Annotated in this window: 25 protein-coding genes and 1 tRNA gene; 16 read left to right on the plus strand and 10 right to left on the minus strand. The window is 66.4% G+C overall.

What is annotated here, in order from left to right; translation table 11 throughout:
- Positions 1-22: 22 nt before the first annotated feature.
- The 10 genes from murD (at position 23) to lpxC (ending at position 11,452) form a co-directional block, all read left to right on the plus strand.
- A complete protein-coding gene (gene murD / locus CFB82_RS02895; RefSeq protein WP_089483389.1) occupies positions 23-1,537 on the plus strand; it encodes a UDP-N-acetylmuramoyl-L-alanine--D-glutamate ligase in 1,515 nt (504 codons plus the stop codon).
- On the plus strand, positions 1,534-2,817 hold the full coding sequence (gene ftsW, locus CFB82_RS02900) for a putative lipid II flippase FtsW (RefSeq protein ID WP_069247050.1): 1,284 nt from the start codon (positions 1,534-1,536) through the stop codon (positions 2,815-2,817). Before murD ends, ftsW begins: the two co-directional genes overlap by 4 nt.
- Positions 2,814-3,917, plus strand: a complete 1,104-nt coding sequence (gene murG / locus CFB82_RS02905) for an undecaprenyldiphospho-muramoylpentapeptide beta-N-acetylglucosaminyltransferase (protein WP_089483390.1) — start codon at positions 2,814-2,816, stop codon at positions 3,915-3,917. The genes ftsW and murG overlap by 4 nt, the downstream gene beginning before the upstream one ends.
- Complete coding sequence (murC, locus tag CFB82_RS02910; RefSeq protein WP_089483391.1) at positions 3,914-5,311, plus strand: UDP-N-acetylmuramate--L-alanine ligase; 1,398 nt, start codon at positions 3,914-3,916, stop codon at positions 5,309-5,311. Before murG ends, murC begins: the two co-directional genes overlap by 4 nt.
- Before the next feature lies 1 nt (position 5,312).
- Positions 5,313-6,254, plus strand: coding sequence for a D-alanine--D-alanine ligase (locus CFB82_RS02915; protein WP_089444900.1), 942 nt, complete (start codon positions 5,313-5,315; stop codon positions 6,252-6,254).
- Between the two features lie 19 nt (positions 6,255-6,273).
- Positions 6,274-7,026, plus strand: a complete 753-nt coding sequence (locus tag CFB82_RS02920) for a cell division protein FtsQ/DivIB (RefSeq protein ID WP_069247054.1) — start codon at positions 6,274-6,276, stop codon at positions 7,024-7,026.
- A 26-nt stretch (positions 7,027-7,052) separates the two neighbouring features.
- Positions 7,053-8,285, plus strand: a complete 1,233-nt coding sequence (ftsA, locus tag CFB82_RS02925) for a cell division protein FtsA (RefSeq protein ID WP_006487138.1) — start codon at positions 7,053-7,055, stop codon at positions 8,283-8,285.
- Between the two features lie 117 nt (positions 8,286-8,402).
- Entirely contained in the window at positions 8,403-9,599 is a 1,197-nt protein-coding gene (gene ftsZ, locus CFB82_RS02930) for a cell division protein FtsZ (protein WP_011350843.1), read from the plus strand.
- Between the two features lie 188 nt (positions 9,600-9,787).
- Complete coding sequence (locus CFB82_RS02935) at positions 9,788-10,294, plus strand: peroxiredoxin (RefSeq protein ID WP_011350844.1); 507 nt, start codon at positions 9,788-9,790, stop codon at positions 10,292-10,294.
- 240 nt (positions 10,295-10,534) lie between these two features.
- A complete protein-coding gene (lpxC, locus tag CFB82_RS02940) occupies positions 10,535-11,452 on the plus strand; it encodes a UDP-3-O-acyl-N-acetylglucosamine deacetylase (protein WP_011350845.1) in 918 nt (305 codons plus the stop codon).
- Positions 11,453-11,539: 87 nt separating this feature from the next.
- On the opposite strand, the gene CFB82_RS02945 is transcribed toward lpxC, so the two are convergent.
- Positions 11,540-12,016, minus strand: a complete 477-nt coding sequence (locus CFB82_RS02945; protein ID WP_069247056.1) for a DUF721 domain-containing protein — start codon at positions 12,014-12,016, stop codon at positions 11,540-11,542.
- 256 nt (positions 12,017-12,272) lie between these two features.
- Here CFB82_RS02945 and secA point away from each other — a divergent pair, with 256 nt between their 5' ends.
- The 4 genes from secA (at position 12,273) to CFB82_RS02970 (ending at position 17,786) form a co-directional block, all read left to right on the plus strand.
- Positions 12,273-15,071, plus strand: coding sequence for a preprotein translocase subunit SecA (gene secA / locus CFB82_RS02950; protein WP_069247057.1), 2,799 nt, complete (start codon positions 12,273-12,275; stop codon positions 15,069-15,071).
- Between the two features lie 144 nt (positions 15,072-15,215).
- Positions 15,216-16,457: a bifunctional glutamate N-acetyltransferase/amino-acid acetyltransferase ArgJ gene (argJ, locus tag CFB82_RS02960; RefSeq protein ID WP_089483392.1), complete on the plus strand. Its 1,242-nt coding sequence runs from the start codon at positions 15,216-15,218 to the stop codon at positions 16,455-16,457.
- Positions 16,458-16,476: 19 nt separating this feature from the next.
- Positions 16,477-17,346: an ATP-binding protein gene (locus tag CFB82_RS02965; RefSeq protein ID WP_089483393.1), complete on the plus strand. Its 870-nt coding sequence runs from the start codon at positions 16,477-16,479 to the stop codon at positions 17,344-17,346.
- Positions 17,343-17,786, plus strand: a complete 444-nt coding sequence (locus CFB82_RS02970) for an NUDIX domain-containing protein (RefSeq protein WP_089483394.1) — start codon at positions 17,343-17,345, stop codon at positions 17,784-17,786. Before CFB82_RS02965 ends, CFB82_RS02970 begins: the two co-directional genes overlap by 4 nt.
- A gap of 53 nt (positions 17,787-17,839) precedes the next feature.
- Here CFB82_RS02970 and CFB82_RS02975 read toward each other — a convergent pair whose 3' ends face one another.
- From CFB82_RS02975 to CFB82_RS03015, 9 genes are all read right to left on the minus strand, one after another.
- Positions 17,840-18,040, minus strand: a complete 201-nt coding sequence (locus CFB82_RS02975; protein ID WP_089483395.1) for a DNA gyrase inhibitor YacG — start codon at positions 18,038-18,040, stop codon at positions 17,840-17,842.
- Between the two features lie 25 nt (positions 18,041-18,065).
- Complete coding sequence (gene zapD, locus CFB82_RS02980; protein ID WP_069247060.1) at positions 18,066-18,821, minus strand: cell division protein ZapD; 756 nt, start codon at positions 18,819-18,821, stop codon at positions 18,066-18,068.
- A gap of 109 nt (positions 18,822-18,930) precedes the next feature.
- Positions 18,931-19,539, minus strand: a complete 609-nt coding sequence (gene coaE / locus CFB82_RS02985) for a dephospho-CoA kinase (RefSeq protein WP_089483396.1) — start codon at positions 19,537-19,539, stop codon at positions 18,931-18,933.
- A 1-nt stretch (position 19,540) separates the two neighbouring features.
- Positions 19,541-20,452, minus strand: a complete 912-nt coding sequence (locus CFB82_RS02990) for a prepilin peptidase (RefSeq protein WP_069247062.1) — start codon at positions 20,450-20,452, stop codon at positions 19,541-19,543.
- Between the two features lie 45 nt (positions 20,453-20,497).
- Positions 20,498-21,709 (minus strand): type II secretion system F family protein, encoded by a 1,212-nt coding sequence (locus tag CFB82_RS02995; protein ID WP_089483397.1) that lies wholly within the window; start codon positions 21,707-21,709, stop codon positions 20,498-20,500.
- Positions 21,706-22,980: a GspE/PulE family protein gene (locus CFB82_RS03000; protein WP_089483398.1), complete on the minus strand. Its 1,275-nt coding sequence runs from the start codon at positions 22,978-22,980 to the stop codon at positions 21,706-21,708. Before CFB82_RS03000 ends, CFB82_RS02995 begins: the two co-directional genes overlap by 4 nt.
- A gap of 83 nt (positions 22,981-23,063) precedes the next feature.
- Positions 23,064-24,356, minus strand: a complete 1,293-nt coding sequence (locus tag CFB82_RS03005; protein WP_179255368.1) for an HlyC/CorC family transporter — start codon at positions 24,354-24,356, stop codon at positions 23,064-23,066.
- 141 nt (positions 24,357-24,497) lie between these two features.
- Positions 24,498-24,574: transfer RNA gene (locus CFB82_RS03010), tRNA-Pro, on the minus strand.
- A gap of 149 nt (positions 24,575-24,723) precedes the next feature.
- The gene (locus CFB82_RS03015) at positions 24,724-25,719 is read right to left on the minus strand and encodes a polyprenyl synthetase family protein (protein ID WP_069247066.1); all 996 of its coding nucleotides are present in this window, start codon (positions 25,717-25,719) and stop codon (positions 24,724-24,726) included.
- 210 nt (positions 25,720-25,929) lie between these two features.
- Between CFB82_RS03015 and rplU the strand changes: the two genes are divergently transcribed.
- Both rplU and rpmA read left to right on the plus strand, forming a co-directional pair.
- Positions 25,930-26,241 (plus strand): 50S ribosomal protein L21, encoded by a 312-nt coding sequence (gene rplU, locus CFB82_RS03020; protein WP_006025184.1) that lies wholly within the window; start codon positions 25,930-25,932, stop codon positions 26,239-26,241.
- A gap of 24 nt (positions 26,242-26,265) precedes the next feature.
- Complete coding sequence (gene rpmA, locus CFB82_RS03025) at positions 26,266-26,529, plus strand: 50S ribosomal protein L27 (RefSeq protein WP_006476999.1); 264 nt, start codon at positions 26,266-26,268, stop codon at positions 26,527-26,529.
- Position 26,530 lies beyond the last annotated feature (1 nt).

Below are 26,530 nucleotides of genomic sequence, written 5' to 3' on the forward strand. Positions count from 1 at the left end.
GGTAACAAGGATGTCTGGCGAGATGTTTGGAGATCGGCAACGGCCGATGGTGCTCGTACTGGGGCTCGGGGAATCGGGTCTCGCGATCGCGCGATGGTGCGCGAGGCACGGGTGCCGGCTGCGTATTGCCGATACCCGCGAGGCGCCGCCGAACCTTGCCGCGCTGCAGGCCGAAGGCATCGATGCGGAATTCGTCGGCGGGGCGTTCACGCCTGCGCTGCTCGACGGCGGCATCGAGCTCGTCGGGCTGAGCCCCGGGCTGTCGCCGCTCGAACCGGCGCTCGCGGCGCTGATCGCGGCCGCGAACGAGCAGGGCGTCGCGGTGTGGGGCGAGCTGGAGTTCTTCGCGCAGGCGCTGCGTGCGCTCGGCACGAGCGGCTACCAGCCGAAGGTGCTCGCGATCACGGGCACCAACGGCAAGACCACGACGACGAGCCTCACCGGCCTGCTGTGCCAGCGCTCGGGGAAGAAGGTCGCCGTTGCGGGCAACATCAGCCCCGCGATGCTCGACCGGCTCGCCGGTGCGATCGACGAAACCGCGCTGCCCGACGTGTGGGTGCTCGAACTGTCGAGCTTCCAGCTCGAGACCGCGCGCACGTTCGCGCCCGATGCGGCCGCGATCCTCAACATCACGCAGGACCACCTCGACTGGCACGGCAGCTTCGACGCGTACGCGCAGGCAAAGGGCCGGATCTTCGGCGCGACGACCACGCGCGTGCTGAACCGCGACGATGCGGCCGTGATGAAGTTCGCCCCGGCAGCCGGCGCGGCCGATGCGCCGCGCACGGTCACGTTCGGCCTGAACGAACCGGTGCAGGACGGCGACTACGGGCTGTCGCGCGACAACGGCATCGCGTGGCTGGTCGAAGCGGTCGATCGCGACGCACCGGATGAAACCGCGACGACGACCCGTCGGCGCAAGCGCGATGGCGCGCATACGCCCGACATCGCGCAGAAGCGCCTGATGCCGGTCGACGCGCTGCGCATCCGCGGGCTGCACAACGCGGCGAACGCACTGGCCGCGTTCGCGCTCGCACGCGCGATCGACCTGCCGGCCGCGCCGCTGCTGCATGCGCTGCGCGAATACCGCGGCGAAGCGCATCGCGTCGAAGTGATCGCGACGATCGACGACGTGGACTACGTCGACGACAGCAAGGGCACGAACGTCGGCGCGACGGTTGCCGCGCTCGACGGGCTTGCGCAGAAGATCGTGCTGATCGCGGGAGGCGACGGCAAGGGGCAGGATTTCGCACCGCTGGTCGCGCCGGTCGCGCGCTGGTGCCGCGCGGTGATGCTGATCGGCCGCGACGCACCGGCGATCCGCGACACGCTCGCCGAAACGGGCGTGCCGCTCGTCGACCACGCGACGCTCGAAGGGGCGGTGCACGCGGCGGCCGACCTCGCGGAACCGGGCGATGCGGTGCTGCTGTCGCCTGCCTGCGCGAGCCTCGACATGTTCCGGAACTACGCCCATCGCGCGGATGTGTTCCGCGCGGCGGTCGACGAAATCGCCATCGACAAAGGAGCGACGCCATGAGCTGGTCCGATCGCCTCGTCTCCCGATTCAACGATCGGCGCGACACCGGCGGCAATGCCGCGGGCGGCCGCGTCGCGTCGGCCACGCGCGCCGCGACGGGCGGCCTCGCGAGCGTCGTCAACGGCGTGCGCCCGAGCCGTTCGCGGATGCTCGACTTCGACTACTCGCTGCTGTGGGTCGCGATCGCGTTGCTCGGGCTCGGCGTCGTGATGGTGTATTCGGCGTCGATCGCGATGCCCGATTCGCCGAAATACGCGTCGTATCACGATTACGCGTTCCTGATGCGCCACTGCATCTCGCTCGCCGTCGCGTTCATCGCGGCGGTGATCGCGTTCCGCGTGCCGGTGTCGACGTGGGACAAATACGCGCCGCAACTCTTCCTGATCGCGCTCGTCGGCCTCGTGATCGTGCTGATCCCGCACGTCGGCAAGGGCGTGAACGGTGCGCGCCGCTGGATTCCGCTCGGCATCACGAACATGCAGCCGTCGGAAATCATGAAGCTCGCGGTGACGATCTACGCGGCGAACTACACGGTGCGCAAGCAGGAATACATGCAGAGCTTCGCCAAGGGCTTCCTGCCGATGGCATTCGCGGTCGGCCTGGTCGGTGCGCTGCTGCTGCTCGAGCCGGACATGGGCGCGTTCATGGTGGTCGCGGCGATCGCGATGGGCGTGCTGTTCCTCGGCGGCGTGAACGGCAAGCTGTTCGGCGGTCTCGTCGCGACCGCGATCGGCACCTTCACGATGCTGGTGTGGCTGTCGCCGTGGCGTCGCGAACGGATCTTCGCGTACCTCGATCCGTGGGACGAGCGCTACGCGCAGGGCAAGGCGTACCAGCTCACGCACTCGCTGATCGCGTTCGGCCGCGGCGAGTGGTTCGGCGTCGGCCTCGGCGGCAGCGTCGAGAAGCTGAACTACCTGCCGGAAGCGCATACCGACTTCATCCTCGCGGTGATCGGCGAGGAGCTCGGTTTCGTCGGTGTGCTGGTCGTGATCCTGCTGTTCTACTGGATCGTGCGCCGCGCGTTCGAGATCGGCCGTCAGGCGCTCGCACTCGATCGCACGTTCGCGGGCCTGATGGCGAAGGGTATCGGCATCTGGTTCGGCGCGCAGACCTTCATCAACATGGGCGTGAACCTCGGGCTGCTGCCGACCAAGGGCCTGACGCTGCCGCTCGTGAGCTACGGCGGCTCGGGCATTCTGCTGAACTGCGTCGCGCTCGCGGTGTTGCTGCGGGTGGACTATGAGAACCGGGTGCTGATGCGCGGAGGGAAGGTATGACCGCGTCGCAACGCACGCTGATGGTGATGGCAGGCGGCACCGGGGGCCACGTGTTCCCGGGGCTCGCGGTCGCGCACCGGATGGAAGCGGCGGGCTGGCGCGTCGTGTGGCTCGGCAATCCGGCCGGGATGGAAGCGACGCTCGTGCCGAAGCACGGCATTCCGATGGAATACGTGCGGTTCGGCGGGCTGCGCGGCAAGGGCCTGAAGACCAAGCTGACGCTGCCGTTCAACCTGCTGCGCGCATGCGGGCAAAGCCTCGCCGCGCTGCGCCGTGTGCGGCCCGACGTCGTGCTCGGCATGGGCGGCTACATCACGTTCCCGGCGGGCGTGATGACCGCGCTGTCGGGCCGTCCGCTCGTACTGCATGAACAGAATTCGATCGCGGGTCTGACGAACAAGGTGCTCGCGAAATTTGCGAAACGCGTGCTCGTCGCGTTCCCCGGCGCGCTGCCGCACGCGGAATGGACGGGTAACCCGATTCGCGCGGAACTTGCCGGCACGGAAGCGCCCAAAGCACGCTATGCATCGCGCAGCGGCCCGCTGAACGTGCTGGTCGTCGGCGGCAGCCTCGGGGCGGCCGCGCTGAACGAAGTCGTGCCGCGCGCGCTGGCGATGCTGGCGCCGGGCGAACGCCCGCGCATCGTGCACCAGGCAGGCGCGAAGCACATCGAAGCATTGAAGGCGAATTACGAAGCGGCCGGTTTCGCGGCCGGCGAAGACGTGCGGCTCGTGCCGTTCATCGACGACATGGCGGCCGCGTATGCGGCGGCGGATCTCGTGATCTGCCGGTCGGGGGCGATGACGGTGTCGGAGATCGCGGCGGTGGGCGTGGCGGCGCTGTTCGTGCCGTTCCCGTACGCGGTCGACGATCACCAGACGAGCAACGCCGCGTTCCTCGCCGATGCGGGCGCGGCCGTGCTGGTGCAACAACGCGACCTGTCGGCGGAACTGCTTGCCGACTGGCTGCGCGGCCAGTCGCGGGCATCGCTCGCGGACATGGCGGAACGTTCGCGCTCGCTGGCGAAGCCCGAGGCCACCGACGAAGTCGCGCGCGTGTGCGCGAAGGCGGCCGGCGCGAACCTGGAACAACTGCAATGAAACACATCGTCAAACACATTCATTTCGTCGGGATCGGCGGCGCGGGCATGAGCGGCATCGCCGAAGTGCTCGTCAACCTCGGCTACGAGGTCAGCGGCTCGGACCTGTCGCGCAACGCGGTGACCGATCGTCTCCAGGCGCTCGGCGCACGGATCGCGATCGGCCACGACGCGGCGAACATCGAGGGCGCGAACGCGGTCGTCGTGTCGACGGCCGTGCGCTCGGACAACCCGGAAGTGCTGGCCGCGCGCGCGAAGCGCGTGCCGATCGTGCAGCGTGCGGTGATGCTGGCGGAGCTGATGCGCCTGAAGCAGGGCATCGCGATCGCCGGCACGCACGGCAAGACTACGACGACGAGCCTCGTCGCGAGCGTGCTCGCGGCGGGCGGGCTCGACCCGACCTTCGTGATCGGCGGGCGCCTGATCAGTGCCGGCGCGAACGCGCGGCTCGGCACGGGCGACTTCATCGTCGCCGAGGCCGACGAGTCGGACGCATCGTTCCTGAACCTGTATCCGGTGATCGAAGTCATCACGAACATCGATGCCGACCACATGGACACCTACGGCCACGATTTCGCGCGGCTCAAGCAGGCGTTCATCGAATTCACGCAGCGCCTGCCGTTCTACGGCAGCGCGGTCGTGTGCGTCGACGATCCGAACGTGCGGCAGATCATCCCGTTCATTTCGAAGCCGGTCGTGCGCTACGGGCTGTCGCCGGACGCGCAGGTTCGCGCCGAAGACATCGATGCGCGCGACGGCCGCATGCATTTCACGGTGATCCGCGAAGGGCGCGCGCCGATCGCGGTCGTGCTGAACATGCCAGGCCTGCACAACGTGCAGAACGCGCTCGCGGCGATCGCGATCGCGACCGATCTCGGCGTGTCGGACGACGCGATCCAGCTGGCGCTGGCGGAATTCAACGGCGTCGGCCGGCGCTTCCAGCGCTATGGCGACGTGCCGACCGCGGACGGCGGCCAGTACACGCTGATCGACGACTACGGGCATCACCCGGTCGAGATGGCTGCGACGATCGCGGCCGCGCGCGGCGCGTTCCCGGGCCGCCGCCTCGTGCTGGCGTTCCAGCCGCACCGCTACACGCGCACCCGCGACTGCTTCGACGATTTCGTCAACGTGCTGTCGACGGTCGACGCGCTGGTGCTGACGGAAGTCTACGCGGCGGGCGAGGCGGCGATCTCGACCGCCAACGGCGACGCGCTGTCGCGTGCGCTGCGCGCGGTGGGGAAGGTTGACCCGGTGTTCGTCGCGACGGTCGACGACGTGCCGGACGCACTGGCGAAGGTCGCGCAGAACGGCGACGTGGTGATCACGATGGGCGCGGGTTCGATCGGCGGCGTGCCGGCGAAGGTTGCGCAGCACACTCAACAGAAGGCATGACATGAGCGGGATTGATCCGAAACGTTTCGGCAAGGTGGCGGTGTTGTTCGGCGGCGAGTCCTCGGAGCGCGAGGTGTCGCTCACGTCGGGCAAGCTCGTGCTGCAGGGCCTGCGCGACGCGGGCATCGACGCGCACCCGTTCGACCCGGCCGAGCGGCCGTTGTCGGCGCTGAAAGACGAAGGGTTCGTGCGCGCGTTCAACGCACTGCACGGCGGCTACGGAGAGAACGGCCAGATTCAGGGCGCGCTCGATTTCTACGGCATTCGCTACACGGGCAGCGGCGTGCTCGGGTCGGCGCTCGGCCTCGACAAGTTCCGCACGAAGCTCGTGTGGCAGCAGACGGGCGTGCCGACGCCGCCGTTCGAGACGGTGCTGCGCGGCGACGACCTCGCGGCGCGCGCGACGGACATCGTCGCGAAGCTCGGCCTGCCGCTGTTCGTGAAGCCGGCGAGCGAAGGCTCGAGCGTCGCGGTGCTGAAGGTGAAGACGGCCGACGCGCTGCCGGCTGCGCTCGCGGAAGCCGCAAAGCATGACCCGATCGTGATCGTCGAGAAGAGCATCGAGGGCGGCGGCGAGTACACCGCCTGCATCGCCGGCGATCTCGACCTGCCGGTGATCAAGATCGTGCCGGCCGGCGAGTTCTACGACTATCACGCGAAGTACGTCGCCGACGACACGCAATACCTGATTCCGTGCGGGCTGCCCGCCGACAAGGAAGCGGAGCTCAAGCGCATCGCGCGCCGCGCGTTCGACGTGCTCGGCTGCACCGACTGGGGTCGCGCGGATTTCATGCTCGACGCCGACGGCAACGCGTACTTCCTGGAAGTGAACACCGCGCCGGGCATGACCGACCACTCGCTGCCGCCGAAGGCCGCGCGCGCGGTCGGCATCAGCTATTCGGAGCTGGTCGTGAAGGTGCTGTCGCTCACGCTCAACGACTGACGCAGGAACGGAACGACGTATGTGGAACAACGTTCGCCAACTCAACCTTGCCGCCAGCGCGCTGTACGCGCTGCTGCTGCTCGTGTTGGCGGCGGCCGGTTGCTACTGGCTGATCCAGCGCCCGACGTTCGCGCTGCGGGAAATCCGGATCGACGGCGACACCGAGCACATCAATTCACCGACGGTGCGCGCAGGCGTGGTCGGTCGGCTGAAAGGCAATTTCTTCACGGTCGATCTCGACGCCGCGCGCGCCGCGTTCGAGCAGATGCCCTGGGTGCGCCATGCGAGCGTGCGCCGGGTGTGGCCGAATGCGCTGGCTGTCACGCTCGAGGAGTACAAACCGCTCGGGACCTGGGGCAGCGACCAGCTGGTGAGCGTCGACGGCGAGCTGTTCACCGCGAACCAGGGCGAGCTGGAGCAGGCACTGCCGGCGTTCGACGGCCCGGAGGGCAGTGCGAAGGAAGTCGTCACGCGGTATCGCGACTTCGGGAAATGGTTTGCGCCGCTGAAGGCGGCGCCGGAAGAAGTGACGCTGTCGGCGCGGTACGCGTGGACGGTGAAGCTGTCGAACGGCATGCAGGTCGAGCTGGGCAAGGAACGCAACAGCGAGTCGCTGCATGACCGGAGCCAGCGCCTGGTCGCTGCATGGCCGGCCGTCACGGAGCGTTGGGGCAACGACATCGAGTACGCGGACCTGCGCTATCCGAACGGATTCGCGATTCGCGCGGCAGGCATGCGGTTCCTGACCGATACCGACAAGCGCAAGAAGTAACGAGAGATCACACGCAAGAGCACTTTATGAGCAAAGACTACAAGGATCTGCTGGTTTCCCTCGACATCGGCACGTCGAAGGTGGTGGCCATCGTCGCCGAGCTGAAGGGCGAAGGCCACTACGAGGTGATCGGTCTCGGCCAGAGCGAGTCGAAGGGTCTGAAGAAAGGTGTGGTGGTCAACATCGAGGCCACCGTGCAGTCGATCCAGCGCGCGCTCGAGGAAGCCGAGCTGATGGCCGACTGCAAGATCACCAACGTGTTCACGGGGATCGCGGGCAGCCATATCCGCAGCTTCAACTCGAGCGGGATGGTCGCGATCAAGGACAAGGAAGTCACGCAGACGGACGTCGCGCGCGTGATCGAGACCGCGAAGGCGATCAACATCCCGACCGACCAGCAGGTGCTGCACATCCTCACGCAGGAATTCATCATCGACGGCCAGGAAGACGTGCGCGAGCCGATCGGCATGAGCGGCATCCGGCTGGAAGTGAAGGTGCACATCGTGACGGGCGCGGTGAGCGCCGCGCAGAACATCGTCAAGTGCGTGCGCCGCTGCGGGCTCGAAGTGAACGACCTGATCCTGCAGCCGCTCGCGTCGTCGCTGGCCGTGCTGACGGAAGACGAGAAGGATCTCGGCGTGGTGCTGGTCGACATCGGCGGCGGCACGACGGACATCGCGATCTTCGCCGAAGGCGCGATCCGCCATACCGCGGTGATTCCGATCGCCGGTGACCAGATCACGAGCGACATCGCGATGGCGCTGCGCACGCCGACGCCGGACGCGGAAGACATCAAGGTCGGCTATGGGATCGCGAAGCAGGCGCTCGCCGACCCGGACGAAATGGTGGAAGTGCCGGGCCTCGGCGAACGCGGCCCGCGCACGCTGTCGCGCCAGGCGCTCGCAGCCGTGATCGAGCCGCGCGTCGAGGAACTGTTCTCGCTCGTGCAGCAGGTCGTGCGCGAATCCGGTTATGAAGAACTGCTGAGCTCCGGCGTGGTCATTACCGGCGGGGCGTCGATGATGCCCGGCATGGTCGAGCTCGGCGAAGACATTTTCCTGAAACCGGTGCGCATCGGCGCGCCGGAATATGCAGGCGGCCTTTCCGACGTCGTGCGCAACCCGCGCTACTCGACGGCGATGGGGCTGCTCGTCGAAGGCAGTGCTCAGCGCATGCGCGGCCGCAAGGTCGCCGTGCAGTCCGGCAACGCGGGACAGGTGTTCTCGCGGATGAAGGAATGGTTCCTGAGCAACTTCTGACGAATCGAACCGAATCGAAATTCGCGCTGGTGCCGGCGGCTGGCGCGCGACAGGGGGTTGCCCGATCTCCTGCCGAATAACGGCCGAGTAGCAGTCATTCTCTTGACGGAGGCAACAATGGAATTCGAAATGCTGGAAACCGAGACCAACGGCACCATCATCAAGGTGGTCGGCGTTGGCGGCGCTGGCGGCAATGCCGTCCAGCACATGATCAACCGCGGCGTGCAGGGCGTCGACTTCATCGTGATGAACACGGATGCGCAGGCGCTGTCGCGTTCGCGCGCATCGTCGGTGATCCAGCTCGGCAACACGGGCCTGGGCGCTGGTGCGAAGCCGGAAATGGGCCGTGCGGCAGCGGAAGAAGCGCGTGAGCGCATCGCCGACGCACTGCGCGGCGCGCACATGGTGTTCATCACGGCCGGCATGGGTGGTGGCACGGGCACGGGCGCGGCGCCGGTGGTCGCGCAGATCGCGAAGGAGATGGGCATCCTGACGGTCGGTGTCGTCAGCAAGCCGTTCGAGTTCGAAGGCGGCAAGCGCATGCGCGTCGCTGAAGCCGGTTCGCAGCAACTGGAGGATCACGTCGACTCGCTGATCGTCGTTCTGAACGACAAGCTGTTCGACGTGATGGGCGACGACGCCGAGATGGACAAGTGCTTCCAGTGCGCGGACGACGTGTTGAACAACGCGGTTGCAGGCATCGCTGAAATCATCAATGTCGATGGCCTCGTGAACGTCGACTTCGAAGACGTGAAGACGGTGATGGGCGAGCAGGGCAAGGCGATGATGGGCACGGCGACGGTCGCCGGCGTCGATCGCGCACGCCTCGCGGCGGAACAGGCCGTGGCGAGCCCGCTGCTCGAAGGCGTCGATCTGTCGGGCGCGCGCGGCGTGCTGGTCAACATCACGTCGAGCCGTTCGCTGCGCCTGTCGGAAACGCGCGAAGTGATGAACACGATCAAGAGCTACGCGGCGGAAGATGCGACGGTGATCTTCGGTGCGGTGTACGACGACGCAATGGGCGATGCACTGCGCGTGACGGTCGTGGCGACGGGTCTGGGCCGTGCGGCGAAGAAGCAGCAGTCGGCACCGATGACGCTGCTGCGCACGGGTACGGACAACCAGCCGGTCAGCGCGGTTTCGCACGGCTATGCTCCGACGCATCACGTCAGCACGGCAGACTACGGCGCGCTCGATACGCCGGCGGTGTGGCGCAATTCGCGCGAAACCGCGGCATCGCACGTGCAGGCGCTGCAGGAGAAGGGTGTCGACACGTACGACATCCCGGCTTTCCTGCGCAAGCAGGCTGACTGACGCAAACACAGGCGAAGCCGCGGCGAATCTGCCGCGGTATCGCCGGCGTGACGGATGCTACGGACCACGACAGGCCGCGTCGGCTGCGACGCCGGGCCGGGAAACGTGCCCTCTCCGCACAAGCGGGGCGGGATGGGCCGTGCTGTCCGCGACACGCTGAAAAACCGTATCGCTATGAGGGACCAGCCATGATTCAAGTGGGCGACGCGCTGCCCGACGCGCAATTGTTCGAGTACATCGACGACGCGCGCGAAGGGTGCACGCTGGGGCCGAACGCCTACAGCGTGCGCGACCAGGTTGCGGGAAAGCGGGTGGTGATCTTCGGATTGCCGGGCGCTTTCACGCCGACCTGCTCGGCGCAGCATGTGCCGGGCTACGTCGAACACGCCGAGCAGTTGCGCGCGGCGGGCATCGACGAGATCTGGTGCGTGTCCGTCAACGACGCATTCGTGATGGGCGCATGGGGACGTGATCTGCACACCGCGGGCAAGGTGCGCATGATGGCGGACGGCAGCGCGGCTTTCACTCATGCGCTGGGGCTGACGCAGGATTTGTCCGCGCGTGGCATGGGAATTCGTTCCCTGCGCTACGCGATGGTGATTGACGGCGGTGTGGTCAAGACGCTGGCCGTCGAGGCGCCGGGCAAATTCGAAGTGAGCGATGCGGCGAGTGTTCTCGCGACGTTGACGTCCTGATCGTGCGGTGCGCCGTTGCCTTCGGGCAACGCTGCTCACCCGCCTCAGGGCAATTGTAACACGGGCTGATGACCGGAAACGCCTCCGTTCCGGGCATCAGCCCGTCCCGTATCGGCGCGGGTAAACAGTCGAAACAGATTGATACGCAGTTTCAAACTACGCTGAATAGGGAATTACGCTATAATCTCCCCTATCGAATATAACTCCTGATTGATATCTTCAATCAAGACGAAGAACATCATGCTGAAGCAGCGCACCATCAAATCCATCGTGAAGACCGTGGGTATCGGTGTCCACTCGGGCCGCAAGATCGAGCTGACGCTCCGTCCTGCCGCGCCGGGCACGGGCATCGTCTTCTCGCGCGTCGACCTTCCCACGCCCGTCGACATCCCCGCCGCGGCGACGTCGATCGGCGATACGCGGCTCGCGTCGGTGTTGCAGAAGGATGGCGTGCGCGTGTCGACCGTCGAGCACCTGATGTCGGCGTGTGCCGGCCTCGGTATCGACAACCTCTATGTCGATGTGACGGCCGAGGAAATCCCGATCATGGACGGCAGCGCGGCGACCTTCGTGTTCCTGATCCAGTCTGCCGGGATCGAGGAGCAGAACGCGCCGAAGCGCTTCGTCAAGGTGAAGAAGACGGTCGAAATCCGCGACGGCGACAAGTTCGCGCGTCTCGATCCGTACTTCGGCTTCAAGCTGAAATTCTCGATCGACTTCCGTCACCCGGCCGTCGACAAGACCGGCCAGGAGCTCGAGGTCGATTTCGCGAATACGTCTTACGTGCGCGAGATCGCGCGTGCGCGTACGTTCGGCTTCGCACATGAGGCCGAGATGCTGCGCGAGATGGGTCTCGCCCGTGGCGGCAGCATGGAAAACGCGATCGTGCTCGACGAGTACCGCATCCTGAACAACGACGGGCTGCGCTACGACGACGAGTTCGTGAAGCACAAGATGCTCGACGCGATCGGCGACCTGTACGTGATCGGCCATCCGCTGCTGGCGTCGTACACGGCGTACAAGTCGGGCCACGGGCTGAACAACGCGCTGCTGCGCGAACTGCTCGCGAACGAAGATGCGTACGAGATCGTCACGTTCGACGATCCGCAAGCCGCCCCGAAGGGCTTCGCGTTCGACATGCAGACGGCCTTCGCCTGATCTGCGTTCGACGCAAGCAGTAAAAAAGCAGCCTTCGGGCTGCTTTTTTACTGGCCGGCCGCTTGGCGTTGCCGGCGGCGCGTACCGTCAGCGCGGCTTCGCGCCGTGCCGGGCCGCCATCCGCGCGAGCGCGGCCTGCAGCGGTGACGGTTCGAGATGATCTGCCAGATCGCGCAACGCGGCCGCGCCAGCCGACGTCATCCGCGCCTGCTTCACGTGGGGCGGCTCAGGCGCATCTTTCGGGCGCACGCGTACGCGCAGCGTCGAGACCGGCCAGCCGCGTTTTTGCAGATCGCCGAGCAGCCGCGGTTCGACCTGTCGCAGCCGGGCGGCCAACGCGTTGTGCGCAGCAAAGAGGGTCAGGGTGCCGTCCTTCACGAATCCGGGCTCGACGTGGTTCGCCAGATAGTCGGGCAGGAGCGCGGCAAGATCGCGCTGCAGCGACGCGATCTGTTCGACGCCGGCGCGCAGCGCCGCGAACGCGTCGGTGCGGCCGAGCACTTCGGACACGGGTTGCGGGCGATACGGGGCGAGCGGGCCGAAACGCTTGGAAAATCGGTTCATCGAGACATTCTTCGGGCGCGCACGCGCGCGGACGTTGACGCCGATTGTACCCGCGCGGGCCCGTGCACGGGCGGCTTTCGCCCCGTTGGCCCGGCCGTCGGCGCGCAGTGCCCGTCTGCCCGAGACACGGGCGCATGCTTCCCCGCGTGCTAAAATTCCTCGTTTGAGTCCACTAATTCGCTAAGCCGCCGAGGCTCGGGCGTCGGGGCGCGCAACACGCGCCGGGCGCCGGTGCTGCGACGCAGGATCCGATCCGATGACAACCGGTTTTCTCCAGAAAATTTTTGGCAGCCGCAACCAGCGGCTCGTCAAGCAATACCAAAAGACCGTCGCGACGATCAATGCGCTCGAAACGCAGATCGAGAAGCTGACGGACGACCAGTTGCGCGGCAAGACGGACGAATTCCGCCAGCGGGTCGCGGCCGGCGAGTCGCTCGACAAGCTGCTGCCTGAGGCCTTCGCGGTCTGTCGCGAGGCCAGCCGTCGCGTGCTGAAGATGCGGCACTTCGACGTGCAGATGATCGGCGGCATGGTGCTCCACTACGGCAAGATCGCCGAAATGCGCACCGGCGAGGGCAAGACGCTCGTCGCGACGCTGCCCGTGTACCTGAACGCACTGGCGGGCCGCGGCGTGCACGTGGTGACCGTCAACGATTACCTCGCGCAGCGTGACGCCGAATGGATGGCGCGCCTCTACAACTTCCTCGGTCTGTCGGTCGGCATCAACCTGTCCGGCATGGAGCACGACCAGAAGCAGCAGGCTTACGCGGCGGACATCACGTACGGCACGAACAACGAATTCGGCTTCGACTACCTGCGCGACAACATGGTCTACGAGACCGACGCGCGCGTGCAGCGGGCCCTGAATTTCGCGGTCGTCGACGAAGTGGACTCGATCCTGATCGACGAGGCGCGTACGCCGCTGATCATTTCGGGCCAGGCCGAGGATCACACCGAGCTGTACGTGCGGATGAACGCACTGCCGCCGCTGCTCGAGCGCCAGATCGGCGAAGAGAAGGCCGACGGCACGGGCGTCGAGAAGCCGGGCGACTACACGCTCGACGAGAAGGCACGCCAGGTGTTCCTGACGGAATCGGGCCACGAGAAGGCCGAGCGCCTGCTCGCCGAATGGGGCCTGATCGGCGAGGGCGAGAGCCTGTACGCACCGCAGAACATCACACTGATGCACCACGTGTACGCGGCGCTGCGCGCGCACACGCTGTTCCACAAGGATCAGCACTACGTCGTGCAGAACGGCGAAGTGGTCATCGTCGACGAATTCACGGGCCGCCTGATGGCCGGCCGCCGCTGGTCCGACGGCCTGCATCAGGCCGTCGAGGCGAAGGAACACGTGAAGATCCAGAGCGAGAACCAGACGCTCGCATCGATCACGTTCCAGAACTACTTCCGGATGTACGCGAAGCTGGCCGGCATGACCGGTACCGCCGACACCGAAGCGTACGAATTCAACGAGATCTACGGCCTCGAAACGGTCGTGATCCCGACCAACCGCCCGCCGAAGCGGATCGACAAGCAGGACCAGATCTACAAGACGGCCAAGGAGCGCTATGACGCGGTGATCCGCGACATCCGCGACTGTTACGAGCGCGGTCAGCCGGTGCTGGTCGGCACGACGTCGATCGAGAACTCCGAACTGCTGTCGCACCTGCTGAAGCAGGCCGGGCTGCCGCACGAGGTGCTGAACGCGAAGCAGCACGAGCGGGAAGCCGCGATCGTCGCGGAAGCCGGCCGGCCGAAGCGCATCACGATCGCGACCAACATGGCCGGCCGCGGTACCGACATCGTGCTCGGCGGCAATGCCGAGAAGCAGGCGGCGTTCATCGAGGCCGACGAAGCGATCCCGGCCGACGAAAAGGCGCGCCGCATCCAGAAGCTGCACGACGAGTGGGAAACGCTGCACGAGGAGGTGAAGGCCGCGGGCGGCCTGCACATCATCGGCACCGAGCGCCACGAATCGCGCCGGATCGACAACCAGCTGCGCGGCCGTGCGGGCCGCCAGGGCGATCCGGGCTCGTCGCGCTTCTACCTGTCGCTCGACGATCCGCTGCTGCGCATTTTCGCGGGCGACCGCGTGCGTTCGATCATGGACCGCCTGAAGATGCCGGAAGGCGAGGCGATCGAGGCCGGCATCGTCACGCGCTCGATCGAGTCCGCGCAGCGCAAGGTCGAAGCGCGCAACTTCGACATCCGCAAGCAGCTGCTCGAGTACGACGACGTGTCGAACGACCAGCGCAAGGTGATCTACCAGCAGCGTAACGAGTTGCTCGAAGCGCACGACATCACCGAGACGATCACCGCGATGCGTCACGGCGTGATCACCGAAGTCGTCCGCCAGTTCGTGCCGGAAGGCAGCATCGAAGAGCAGTGGGACGTGCCCGAGCTCGAGGAAGCGCTGCGCAACGACTGGCAGCTCGACCTCGCGATCCAGGAAATGGTGAACGAGTCCTCGTCGATCACGGCCGAGGAGATCCTCGACGCGGTGACGACGGCCGCCGACGAGCAGTACGAGGCGAAGGTCGCGATGGTCGGCCGCGAATCGTTCAGCGCGTTCGAGCGCTCGGTGATGCTGCAGACGGTCGATCGCCTGTGGCGCGAGCACCTCGCGGCGCTCGACCACCTGCGCCAGGGCATCCACCTGCGCGGCTATGCACAGAAGAATCCGAAGCAGGAATACAAGCGCGAAGCGTTCGAACTGTTCGCCGCGATGCTGGAGGCGATCAAGCAGGAAGTCACGCGCGTCGTGATGAACGTGCAGATCCAGTCGCCGGAACAACTCGAGGAGGCTGCCGAGCAGATCGAGGAGCGTGGCGGTCATCTCGAGAACGTCGAGTACCAGCACGCCGATTACGCGGAAGCCGGTGCGCCGGTGGCGAACGTCGCGGCTGCCGCGGCAGCCACCGCGACGGCCGACATGGTCGGCAGCGCGATGACGCACAGCGGCCCCGGCGGCGAAATGCCGAAGGTCGGCCGCAACGACCCGTGCCCGTGCGGCAGCGGCAAGAAGTACAAGCAATGTCACGGGAAGCTGTCATGATCGACGGCGGTGCGCATCACGCGTGCCGCTTCGTTCGCAGCTTCGAGTGAGTGATGTGAGTTGCGGCGGCCTGCGCATGCGGCCGCTGGTTCTTCCAATCGATGCCGGCGCATGCCGGCATTTTCCATCCGGCAGGTGTGCCCCATGGCTGTCAATTTTCCGTCGATCGATCCCGCCCAACTGCATCAAGTCGCCGGCGTCACGCTCGGCTGGGCGGAAGCGAACATCCGCAAGCCGAATCGCAAGGACGTGCTGGTCATCTCCGTCGACGAAGGCGCGACGGTCGCGGGCGTGTTCACCGAAAACCGTTTCTGCGCAGCGCCGGTCACCGTCTGCCGCGAGCATCTGGCGAAGGTGCGCGCGGGCGGCGCGGGCATTCGCGCGCTCGTCGTGAATACGGGCAATGCGAACGCGGGCACCGGCGAGCCGGGCCTCGTGAACGCACGCGAAACCTGCACGGAACTCGCGCGCCTCGCGGGCATCGAGCCGGCGCAGGTGCTGCCGTTCTCGACCGGCGTGATCCTCGAGCCGCTGCCGATCGATCGCCTGAAGGCCGGCCTGCCGGCCGCGCTCGCGAACCGCAAGGCCGCGAACTGGTTCGACGCCGCGCAGGCGATCATGACGACGGACACGCTGCCGAAGGCCACGTCACGCCAGGTGACGATCGACGGCCATACCGTCACGCTGACGGGCATCAGCAAGGGCGCCGGCATGATCAAGCCGAACATGGCGACGATGCTTGGTTTCCTCGCGTTCGACGCGAACGTCGCGCAGCCGGTGCTCGACACGCTCGTGAAGGAAGTGGCCGACCGCTCGTTCAACTGCATCACGATCGACGGCGATACGTCGACGAACGACTCGTTCATCCTGATCGCGTCGGGCAAGAGCTCGCTGCCGGCGATCACGTCGACCGATTCGCCGGCCTATGCCGCGCTGCGCGATGCGGTGACGGAAGTCGCGCAGGTGCTGTCGCAACTGATCGTGCGCGATGGCGAAGGCGCGACGAAATTCATGACGGTGCAGGTCGAAGGCGGCACGAATGTCGCGGAATGCCGCCAGATTGCTTACGCGATCGGCCATTCGCCGCTCGTGAAGACGGCCTTCTACGCATCCGACCCCAACCTCGGCCGGATTCTCGCGGCGATCGGTTATGCGGGCGTCGCGGATCTGGACGTCGACAAGATCGACCTCTATCTCGACGACGTGCTCGTCGCGAAGGCGGGCGGCCGCAACCCGGCTTACCAGGAAGAGGACGGCCAGCGCGTGATGAAGCAGAGCGAAATCACGATCCGTGTGCTGCTCGGCCGTGGCGACGCGCAGGCCACCATCTGGACGTGCGACCTGTCGCACGACTACGTGAGCATCAACGCGGATTACCGCTCCTGATCGGGAGCGTTCGAACGACATGGACAAGCTTGAACAGTTTCTGACGCGCGCCGAAGCGCTGCTCGGCCGTCTCGAGGGGATGCTGCCGCCCGCGCCGGCCGCGGTCGACTGGAATGCCGCGCACGCTTTCCGCTGGCGCAAGCGCCAGGGGCGCGGCTATCTGCAACCGGTGCCGGCCGTGTCGTCGATCACGCTCGACGATCTCCACAACATCGATCGCCAGAAAGGGCTGATCGAACAGAACACGCGGCAGTTCGTACAGCAGAAGCCGGCCAACAACGTGCTGCTGACCGGCGCGCGCGGTACCGGCAAATCGTCGCTGATCAAGGCGTGCCTGAATGCGTATGCGAGCGACGGCCTGCGCCTGATCGAAGTCGACAAGGACGACCTGCACGATCTCGGCGACATCGTCGACCTGATCTCGCAGCGTCCCGAGCGCTTCATCGTGTTCTGCGACGACCTGTCGTTCGAGGAAGGCGAATCGGGCTACAAGGCGCTGAAGGTCGCGCTCGACGGCTCGATCGCCGCGCAGTCGGACAACGTGCTGATCTACGCGACGTCGAACCGCCGCCATCTGCTGCCCGAGTACATGAGCGACAACGAGTCGTACAAGCATCTTCCGGATGGCGAGATTCACCCCGGCGAAGTCGTCGAGGAAAAGATCTCGCTGTCGGAGCGCTTCGGCCTGTGGGTCAGCTTCTATCCGTTCAAGCAGGACGACTACCTCGACATCGTCGGGCACTGGCTGCGTCATTTCGGCTGCCCGGATGCGGAGATCGAATCCGCACGCGGCGACGCGCTCGTGTGGGCGCTCGAGCGCGGTTCGCGGTCGGGGCGCGTCGCGTGGCAGTTTGCGCGTGACTGGTCGGGCCGCAAGGAGCAGGCATGAGCGCGGATCTCGCACAAGGCGCGGTGCGCGCGCCCGATGGCCGCAAGGTGACGGAAGTCGCGGTCGGCGTGATGGTGCAGCCGGACGGTAGCTACCTGCTCGCGCAGCGGCTGCAAGGCAAGCCGTATGAAGGCTACTGGGAGTTTCCAGGCGGCAAGCTGGAGGCCGGCGAAAGCGTCGAGGACGCCCTTGCGCGCGAACTGCACGAGGAACTCGGCATCGAAGTCACGGCCAGCCACCGCTGGCACACGCTCGAGCACGATTATCCGCATGCGTACGTGCGGCTGTATTTCTGCAAGGTGACGGGCTGGACGGGCGAGCCGCACAGCAAGGAAGGGCAGGCGTTCGTGTGGCAGCAACTGCCGGTCGCCGTCGCGCCGCTGCTGCCCGCTGCGCTGCCGGTGCTCGAATTGCTCGAGAAAGATGCCGCGTCGACCTGACGCCACGATGGCCTGCCGGAAAGGCGGGCCATATCACCAGCGGGCAGCGCCGCTCAGCTGTCTCGACGGCCTTCCGTGCCGTCTTCTTCCGACGAGGGGCCCTCGTCGGAGGGTCCGCCGATCCGGTACTTTTCCGCGGCCCATGCGCCGAGGTCGAGCTGCTTGCAGCGGGCCGAGCAGAACGGGCGGAACTGATTTTCGGGCGTCCAGCGCACTTCAGCGCCGCACGACGGGCATTTCACAACGGTAGTCATACGAAAGCGATCCGGCCTGCGGCCGTTACAGATTGCACAGTGTCAGATGGAACGGCACGTCGATATCCACCGCGCGCGGACGCACATCGCCGTCCTGCGTGGTGAACCGTACCCACAGCATGTATTTGTTCGCGCTCGCTTCCGGAATGACGCGCAACTCCGGCGGCACGCGCACCTGCATCAACTGGTAGGTGCGGCCGGACAGCATCTGCTGGTAGCTGCCCTGCATCGCCATGACCTTCGACGCCTGGCCCGATTCGCGCGCGAGCCGCAGCACGATCGTCACGGCGTCGCGCAGCGGCAGCATCGGCAGGATCCACTTCGCGATGTCCTGGCGCCGCTGCTCGGCGGGCCACTGCTGCCATGCGTAGTACGACGGCAGGTCGAACTTGCACGTGCCGCCGGGAATCACCGCACGGCTGCGGATGCTGGCGAGCCACTCGTTATCGACGAGGTGCTGCCCGGTCTTGCCCTGCATCTGTGCGAGATTCGCGAGTGTCTGCTCGATTTCGCCGAGCACGGCTTCGAGCGCGTTCTGCTCGATGCCCGGATTGCCGCGAAAGGGGGCGAGCGTCTGGCGCTGACGTTCGAGCTCCTTCATCAGATCCGATTTCAGGTCCGCGCGGCCCGTTACCTCGGCGATTTCGAACAGCGTCGTCAGCGCGACGTGGTGTTCACGCGGGTCCTCCTGAGCCAAAAAGAACGCGAAGCGCTCGAAGAGATCTTCGAGGCGCAACAGCGTGCGAATTCGCTCGTTGAACGGATACTCGTAAAGAATCAAGCGCGCTCGCCTCTTGGGTAGGGATTGAAACAATGCAGGACATTCTAATGCTCACTCTCTACCCTAGCAACGCGCCAATTTCGTACACCATCACGATTGGGCGCGAGGTTCAGCGCGCGGCGGCCGCAAACCCGAGATAGCGTTGGTGCAGTGCATCGACTTGTGCGGCGAGCGCGTCGGGTGTCGTCGAGTCGTTGACGATCACGTCGTCGGCCGCCGCGAGACGTGCTTCGCGCGTCGCCTGTTTCGCGATGATCGCTTCGACCTGCTCGCGCGTGAAGCCGTTGCGCCGCATCACGCGTGCAATCTGCGTTTCGACCGGGCAATCGACGACGAGCACGCGATCGCTGCGCGCCTTCCAGTTGCCTGACTCGACGAGCAGCGGCACGACGAACATCACGTACGGGCCTTGCGCTTCGCGTGCTTCGCGATCGGTCTCCGCGCGGATCAGCGGGTGCGTGATCGCTTCGAGGCGCCGGAGTGCGGCGTCGTCGCTGAAGATCAGCGTGCGCATCTTCGCGCGATCGAGCGAGCCGTCGGCGGCAACGAAGCCGCGGCCAAATGCCTGTTCGATCGCGGGCATCGCGAGGCCGCCCGGTGCGGTGATGCGATGGGCGATCAGATCGGTATCGACCAGCGATGCGCCGCGGGCGCCGAACAGGTCGGCGACGGTCGTCTTGCCGCTGCCGATGCCGCCGGTGAGTCCGATTGTGAACATGTCAGCCTCCGAGCGCCGAATAGAACGGGGTGCCGAAAAACAGCGTCGCGGCGCCGCCTGCCGCGAGGAACGGGCCGAACGGAATCGGCTCCTCGAAGCGCATGCGGCCGCGCCAGGTCGCAATGAGCCCGACGATCGCGCCCGTCACCGCGGCGAACAGCACGACCTGCGGCAATGCGGCCCAGCCCATCCATGCGCCGAGCGCGGCGAGCAGCTTCAGGTCGCCGAAACCGATGCCCTCGATGCCGCGCAGCCATTTGAACAGCCAGTAGATCGCCCACAGGAACAGGTAGCCGGCCATGGCCCCGATCACCGCCGAGCGCAGCGACGTGAACGTGCCGCCGAGGTTCAGCACGAGCCCGGCCCAGAGGAGCGGCAGCGTCATCGAGTCCGGCAGGTAGCCCGTCCGGATATCGATCGCGCTCATCGCGAGCAGTGCGGCGCACAGCGCGAACGCGGCAAGCGCGGCGACGGTCGGGCCGAATGCCGCGAGCGACCCGGCGGCGAGCAGCGCGCACGCGAGCTCGACGAGCGGATAGCGGATGCCGATCGCGTGGCCGCAGCGCCGGCAGCGCCCGCGCAGCATCAGATAGCTGACGAGCGGGATGTTTTCCCATGCTCGCAGCACGTGGCCGCAATGCGGGCAGGCGCTGCGCGGGCGCCACAGATCGTAGCGCGGCGGGTAGCCGTCGTCGGGCGGGGCGCTCGCGTTGCCGGTCGCTTCATCGATCTCGGCTTGCCATGCACGCTGCATCATCACGGGCAGCCGGTGCACGACCACGTTCAGGAAGCTGCCGATGCAAAGGCCGACGACGACCGCGAACGCATACTGTAGCGCGGGCGGCAGCATCGCCAGCGCGAGCAGCGTGCTCTCGGGCGAATCGGTAACGGCGGACAGGGGCGCTGGCGTCATGAGGCTCAAGGTTCGGACTAAAAGGCGACAGAATCGGTTGCGATGCTACACCACGTTGCCGAGCTGAAGGATGGGCAGGTACATCGCGATCACGAGACCGCCGACGAGTGCGCCCAGTACGATCACGATCAGCGGTTCGCCGAGCGCGGCGAGCGCATCGAGACGCGCATCGAGCTGGCGTTCGCACAACGCGGCGATGTCGGCGAGCATCGTGTCGAGTGCACCGGTCTCCTCGGCGACGGCGATCGGCTGTACGACGTCGTCCGGGAAACAGCCGGCCGACTGCATCGCGTCCGCGAGGCGCGCGCCGCGCAGCACGCGAGCCGCGATGTGCGCAGTGGCGTGCTCGAACACCGGATGGCCGGCGGTGCGCTCGAGCGTGGCGAAGGCGTCGGCGAGCGGCACGCCGGCGCCGAGCAGTGTCGCAAGCGAGCGGCACCAGCGTGCGGCCGCGTACCGGCCGAGCGCGCTACCCGCGAGCGGCGCATGTAGCAGGCGCCGCGCGACAGCGTGGCGCAGCGGTGCCGACCGCCGCAGTGCGTGATGCGCGGCCAGCCCGGCCGCCGCGGCAATGGCAAGGAGCCCACCGCCCCATGCCGACAGTGCGGAGGACAGCGCGAGCAGCGCGCGGGTCGGCGCCGGAAGTGCGGCGCCGAAACCGTCGAAGATCTGGCGGAACGTCGGTACCACCCACACCATCAACGCGGCCGAGATCGCGAGCCCGAACAGGATGACGGCCACCGGGTACGCGAGCGCGGCCCGCAGCTTGCGCCACTGCGCGTCGGTGCGCTCGCGGTGCTCCGCGACCCGAGTCAGCACGATGCCGAGCGAGCCGGACGCTTCGCCGACCTCGATCAGCTGGCGATACAGCGTGCCGAACTGGGATGGATAGCGTGCGAGCGCATCGGCGAAGCGCCGGCCGCCGACGATCTCGCGAGCGAGACCCGCTGCGATGCGCGGCAGGCCATCGTGTGGCCGCGTACGCGCGAGCATCTCGAGCGACGGCGCGAGCGGCAACCCGGCCTGCAGCAGGCTCGCGAGCTGGCGCGTGAAGCGCGTGACGTCTCTCGCGCTGGCTGTTGGCGGCCGGGCGGGCCCGCGGACGTTGAGCGACAGTACGGCGATGCCGTCGCGTGCGAGCGCGGCACGTGCGCTCGCGGCGTCGAATGCGATGACGGTCCCGCGACGCGACGTGCCGTCGCGAAGGCGGCCGCGCCACGCGAAGCGGGTCTCGCGCGGCGGCGTGCGCATGCTCATGCGGCAGGTGTCGCGGCGAGGGCTTCCGCGATGCTCGTCGTGCCGTCATGGACGCGCGCGAGCGCCGCGTCGCGCAGACTGCGCACGCCTTCGGCCGCCACGCATTGCGCGAGTTCGCCGACACTCGCCCGTGCGACGATGCGTTCCGCGAGCCCGGACGATACCGGCATCGTCTGATGCAGGCCGACGCGGCCGCGATAGCCGATGCCGTGACAGGCCGGACAGCCTCGCGCCACGAACGGTCGCCATCCGGCTGCGAGGGCAGCCGGGTCGCAGCCGGCTTCGCGCAGGACGGGCACCGGTGCGTCCGAGGGCACGCGGCAGGCGGTGCACAGTCGACGGACGAGGCGCTGCGCGGTGACGAGGTGCAGCGCGGCCGCGAGGTTGTACGGCGCGACGCCGATGTCGAGCAGCCGCGCGACGGCGGCCGGTGCGTCGTTCGTGTGCAGCGTCGACAGCACGAGGTGGCCGGTCTGGGCGGCCTTGATCGCGACGTCGGCCGTCTCCGCATCGCGAATCTCGCCGACCATGATGATGTCCGGATCCTGCCGCAACAGCGCGCGCAGAGCCGTTGCGAACGTGAGCCCGGCCTTTTCGGCGACGCCGACCTGGCTGATGCCGTCGAGCTGGATCTCGGCGGGATCCTCGACCGTGCAGACGTTGTGCGTGTCGCGATCGAGCATCTGCAGCGCGCAGTAGAGCGACAGCGTCTTGCCGCTGCCGGTCGGACCCGTGACGAGCACGAGACCATGCGGTGCGCGTATCGCGGCCTCCATCGCGGCCGCCTGCTGCGCGTCGAAGCCGAGGCGGGCGAGCGTGAGATCGGGCGGCATGGTTTCGAGCCGCCGCAGCACCAGCTTCTCACCGAACAACGTGGGCAGCGAGCTGACCCGGTAGTCGCCGCGCGTACCGCCGTCGATCACGATGCGCAGCCTGCCGTCCTGCGGGAGCCGCCGCTCGGCGATGTCCATGCGCGCGAGCACCTTGATCCGTGTGACGAGCGCGTCGCGCAGATGAAGCGGCGGCCGCGCGTGTTCGTGCAGCACGCCGTCGATGCGCAGGCGAATGCGCCAGCCGGCTTCGAAAGGTTCGACGTGGATGTCGGATGCGTCGCGTACGCGAGCCGCGTGAAGCGTATCCGTCAGCAGCCGTACGGCCGGCGCATCGTCGAGCTGGGCCGCGTCGAGCGCGCGCGATGCGGCAGCGGGCGAAGCATCGGAGTGGGCGGGCGGCTGCGTGCGCAGCGGCGCCCCGGGAGGAGGGAAATGCATGTGAGCCGGCACGCTGGCCGCCTGTTGACCGTGACCAGCAGATGGTCGCGCGTCGGAGGCGGCGCCGGCAGTCAGCCGTTCGGCTAGCGCGCGGTGGCGCGTGCGGTGCGCGAGCCGCGCGGTTTGAAGAGCTTGACGGTGCGCACGGCCTGGTCGTCGCTGCGCATCACCTCGAGCATGACGTCGCCGATTTTCAGGCACACGTCGTCTTCCGGAATTTCCTCGAGGATTTCGAGCACCAGGCCGTTCAGCGTCTTCGGCCCGTCGGTCGGCAGCTTCAGGTGCAGCCAGCGATTCAGTTCGCGCAGCGGCATGCTCGCCGAGACGATGCATTCGCCGTTTTCGTCCCAGCCGCCCTTGCGTTCGCTGCGCGGCATCGACGTCGTGAATTCGCCGATCAGCTCCTCGATGATGTCTTCCGGCGTGACGAGCCCTTCGAGCTCGCCGTACTCGTTGACGACGAGCGCGGTCCGCTGCCGCGTTTCCTGGAAAAACTGGAGCTGCTGCACCACCGGCGTACCGGACGGCACGTAGTACGGCTCGGCGAGCAGCGCGCGCAGCGTCTCGCGGTCGAACTCCTGGTTGTGCAGCGCGGTCAGCGTCTTGCGGACGTGCAGCACGCCGAGCACCTTGTCGATGTCGCCTTCGTAGACGACGAGCCGGTTGTGATAGCAGGTCTCGATCTGGTGCAGGACGTCGTCGAGCGGCGCGTAGAAATTGAGCGACTCGATCTGGCGGCGCGGCACCATCACGTCGTCGACCGTGATGTTCTCGAGGTCGAACAGGTTGAGCAGGATGCTGCGGTGCTTGGTCGGCATGAAACTGCTCGACTCGAGCACGATGGCCCGCAGCTCGTCGGCCGACATTCGCTGGTCGCGACCCTTCTTCGTGTTGATGCGCAGCACCCACAGCACGCCGTTCGCGAGGGCGTTGACGAACCAGACGACGGGCTTGAACACGCGCATCAGCGGCGCGATCACGAGACTCGCGGGCAGCGCGATGCGTTCGGGGAACGTCGCACCGACGATCTTCGGCGCGATTTCGGCGAACACGATGATCAGGAACGCGACGATGCCGGTCGCGATCGACAGCGCGAGGTTGTTGCGGCCGAACGTATGCAGCGCGAGCGACGTCGTCAGGACCGGGATGATCGTGTTGAACAGGTTGTTGCCGATCAGGATCACGCTGAGCAGCAGGTCAGTGCGCGTGAGCAGGCCTTGCGTGGTTTTCGCGCCGAGTGCGCCCTGGCTGGCGAGATGCTTCAGCCGATGGCGGTTGAGCGCCATCATCGCGGTCTCGGAAATCGAAAAGAAGCTGGAACAGAGGAGAAGCAGGAAGACGGCGCCGATTTGCGCCCATAAGGGAATTTGGTCCACGCGTTGGAAGGGCAGTGAAGGACAGGGATGGAAGGAATATAGCAGAGGCCGGCGGCGGCGATGTGTCGTGCGCGACACGAGGGGCCTGCGGCGGCCGGGTAAAAAAAAACCGTGCACGAAGTGCACGGTTTTTTAAAAATCTGGTCGGGGTGAGAGGATTCGAACCTCCGGCCTCTACGTCCCGAACGTAGCGCTCTACCAGGCTAAGCTACACCCCGATTTTTGCTCTTCAGACTTCGCCGCCTTCGTTAAGAATCGCTGCGTCGTCACAAGCAAGAACGTAACTATAACGATGTTTTTTCTAAAAGGGAATACTTTGATGAAGAAAATTTTCGAGACAAGGCATCGCTTCGCGTTCGCGGCGTGCTTACGATTGCCGCGACGTCGAGTATGAGCACAACCCGAGCAGGCTTTCCTTATAGATCGAGTCCGGGAACGCGGCAATCGCCGCGGCTGCCGCCTGCGCTTCCTGACGTGCGCATTCGAGCGTGTGATCCAGTGCGCCCGAGCGCGTGATCGCTTCGAAGATCGTGTCGAAGCGGTCGGTGCCGCCCTGTTCGATCGCCTCGCGTGCCAGCGCCGACTGTTCGGGCGTGCCGCGTTCGATCAGATAGATGAGCGGCAGCGTCGGCTTGCCTTCGCGAAGGTCGTCGCCGGCATTCTTGCCCATTGCCTCGACGGTGCCTGCGTAGTCGAGCCAGTCGTCCATGATCTGGAATGCCGTGCCGATCCGGCGGCCGTATTCGGCGGCGGCCGCCTCGGTCGGCGCATCGGCGCCCGCGAGTACCGCGCCCAGGCGTGCCGATGCCTCGAACAGCTTGGCTGTCTTGTAGCGAATCACCTGCATGTAGCGCGTTTCGTCGACGTCCGCGTCGTGCATGTTGAGGAGCTGCAGCACCTCGCCTTCGGAAATGATCGTCGTCGCTTCCGACAGGATCTCCATCACGCGCATCTTGCCGACGCCGACCATCATCTCGAACGAGCGCGAATAGAGGTAGTCGCCTACCAGCACGCTCGCCGCGTTGCCGAACAGCGCATTGGCGGTCTGGCGGCCGCGGCGCAGCTCGGATTCGTCGACGACGTCGTCATGCAGCAGCGTGGCCGTGTGGATGAACTCGACGACGGCGGCCAGCACGTGCCGCTGGTGCGACGTCTCGCCGAGCGCGCCGGCGACGAGCAGCAGCAATGCCGGACGCAGCCGCTTGCCGCCCGCGCCGATGATGTACTCGGCGATCTGGTTGATCAGCAGCACATCGGACGCGAGGCTTTGCCGGATAACGCGATTCACCTGCTCCATGTCACTGGTGATCGGAGCGAGCAGATGGGCGGCGCTGAGGGTGGGGGAGGCGGTGGACGACGACATGATGATGGAATTGGGTGATGCCGCGGATTATAAGTCGAATCCGCGATATGCCGGTCTGTCAGACGTACCAGCGGCGCGATTTTGGCCGTCCGGTAGAGGCCCGCGCGCGGCAATCGTCGATCGGCTTTGACTTGGGTGCTAACCCCATGTATAATCACGTGTTTTCCGCGCGTGGTGTGCGGAAAAATTGGATCCAGAGTGAGGTTCTCAATGTACGCGGTCATAAAAACCGGCGGCAAGCAGTACAAGGTTGCCGTTGGCGAAAAACTCAAAGTAGAACAGATACCGGCTGACATTGACGCTGAAATCACGCTCGACCAGGTTCTCGCAGTGGGCGAAGGCGAATCGATTAAGTTCGGTACGCCGCTGGTCAGTGGGGCTTCCGTCAAGGCCACCGTTGTGTCGCACGGTCGTCATGCCAAGGTCACCATCTTCAAGATGCGTCGCCGGAAGCACTACCAAAAGCACGGCGGCCACCGCCAGAACTACACTGAGCTGCGCATCGACGCGATCAACGCGTAAGCGCCTCGGTAAAGGAGCAATCAGATGGCACACAAAAAGGCAGGCGGCTCTTCCCGGAACGGCCGCGACTCCGAGTCGAAACGTCTCGGCGTGAAAGTGTACGGCGGCCAGGCAATCAATGCCGGCGGCATCATCGTGCGTCAGCGCGGTACGCGCATGCACGCAGGCGAGAACGTCGGCATGGGCAAGGATCACACCCTGTTCGCGCTGGTCGACGGTCACGTCAAGTTCGCGACGAAGGGCGCGGACAAGAAGCATCTGGTCATCGTTGTCCCGGCGGCTGCCTAAG

Source organism: Burkholderia sp. HI2714, from assembly GCF_002223085.1.
Taxonomy (GTDB): domain Bacteria; phylum Pseudomonadota; class Gammaproteobacteria; order Burkholderiales; family Burkholderiaceae; genus Burkholderia; species Burkholderia lata_D.

Coding starts and splice junctions, on each gene's coding strand:
- ftsA (WP_006487138.1), top strand. CDS start 7,053: ATGAGCAAAGACTACAAGGATCTGCTGGTTTCCCTCGACATCGGCACG.
- rpmA (WP_006476999.1), top strand. CDS start 26,266: ATGGCACACAAAAAGGCAGGCGGCTCTTCCCGGAACGGCCGCGACTCC.
- murG (WP_089483390.1), top strand. CDS start 2,814: ATGACCGCGTCGCAACGCACGCTGATGGTGATGGCAGGCGGCACCGGG.
- rplU (WP_006025184.1), top strand. CDS start 25,930: ATGTACGCGGTCATAAAAACCGGCGGCAAGCAGTACAAGGTTGCCGTT.
- CFB82_RS02915 (WP_089444900.1), top strand. CDS start 5,313: ATGAGCGGGATTGATCCGAAACGTTTCGGCAAGGTGGCGGTGTTGTTC.
- murC (WP_089483391.1), top strand. CDS start 3,914: ATGAAACACATCGTCAAACACATTCATTTCGTCGGGATCGGCGGCGCG.
- CFB82_RS02945 (WP_069247056.1), bottom strand. CDS start 12,016: ATGAACCGATTTTCCAAGCGTTTCGGCCCGCTCGCCCCGTATCGCCCG.
- CFB82_RS02990 (WP_069247062.1), bottom strand. CDS start 20,452: ATGACGCCAGCGCCCCTGTCCGCCGTTACCGATTCGCCCGAGAGCACG.
- murD (WP_089483389.1), top strand. CDS start 23: ATGTTTGGAGATCGGCAACGGCCGATGGTGCTCGTACTGGGGCTCGGG.
- argJ (WP_089483392.1), top strand. CDS start 15,216: ATGGCTGTCAATTTTCCGTCGATCGATCCCGCCCAACTGCATCAAGTC.
- lpxC (WP_011350845.1), top strand. CDS start 10,535: ATGCTGAAGCAGCGCACCATCAAATCCATCGTGAAGACCGTGGGTATC.
- CFB82_RS03000 (WP_089483398.1), bottom strand. CDS start 22,980: ATGCATTTCCCTCCTCCCGGGGCGCCGCTGCGCACGCAGCCGCCCGCC.
- CFB82_RS02935 (WP_011350844.1), top strand. CDS start 9,788: ATGATTCAAGTGGGCGACGCGCTGCCCGACGCGCAATTGTTCGAGTAC.
- secA (WP_069247057.1), top strand. CDS start 12,273: ATGACAACCGGTTTTCTCCAGAAAATTTTTGGCAGCCGCAACCAGCGG.
- CFB82_RS02920 (WP_069247054.1), top strand. CDS start 6,274: ATGTGGAACAACGTTCGCCAACTCAACCTTGCCGCCAGCGCGCTGTAC.
- coaE (WP_089483396.1), bottom strand. CDS start 19,539: ATGTTCACAATCGGACTCACCGGCGGCATCGGCAGCGGCAAGACGACC.
- CFB82_RS02970 (WP_089483394.1), top strand. CDS start 17,343: ATGAGCGCGGATCTCGCACAAGGCGCGGTGCGCGCGCCCGATGGCCGC.
- CFB82_RS02975 (WP_089483395.1), bottom strand. CDS start 18,040: ATGACTACCGTTGTGAAATGCCCGTCGTGCGGCGCTGAAGTGCGCTGG.
- CFB82_RS02995 (WP_089483397.1), bottom strand. CDS start 21,709: ATGAGCATGCGCACGCCGCCGCGCGAGACCCGCTTCGCGTGGCGCGGC.
- CFB82_RS02965 (WP_089483393.1), top strand. CDS start 16,477: ATGGACAAGCTTGAACAGTTTCTGACGCGCGCCGAAGCGCTGCTCGGC.
- CFB82_RS03015 (WP_069247066.1), bottom strand. CDS start 25,719: ATGTCGTCGTCCACCGCCTCCCCCACCCTCAGCGCCGCCCATCTGCTC.
- ftsW (WP_069247050.1), top strand. CDS start 1,534: ATGAGCTGGTCCGATCGCCTCGTCTCCCGATTCAACGATCGGCGCGAC.
- ftsZ (WP_011350843.1), top strand. CDS start 8,403: ATGGAATTCGAAATGCTGGAAACCGAGACCAACGGCACCATCATCAAG.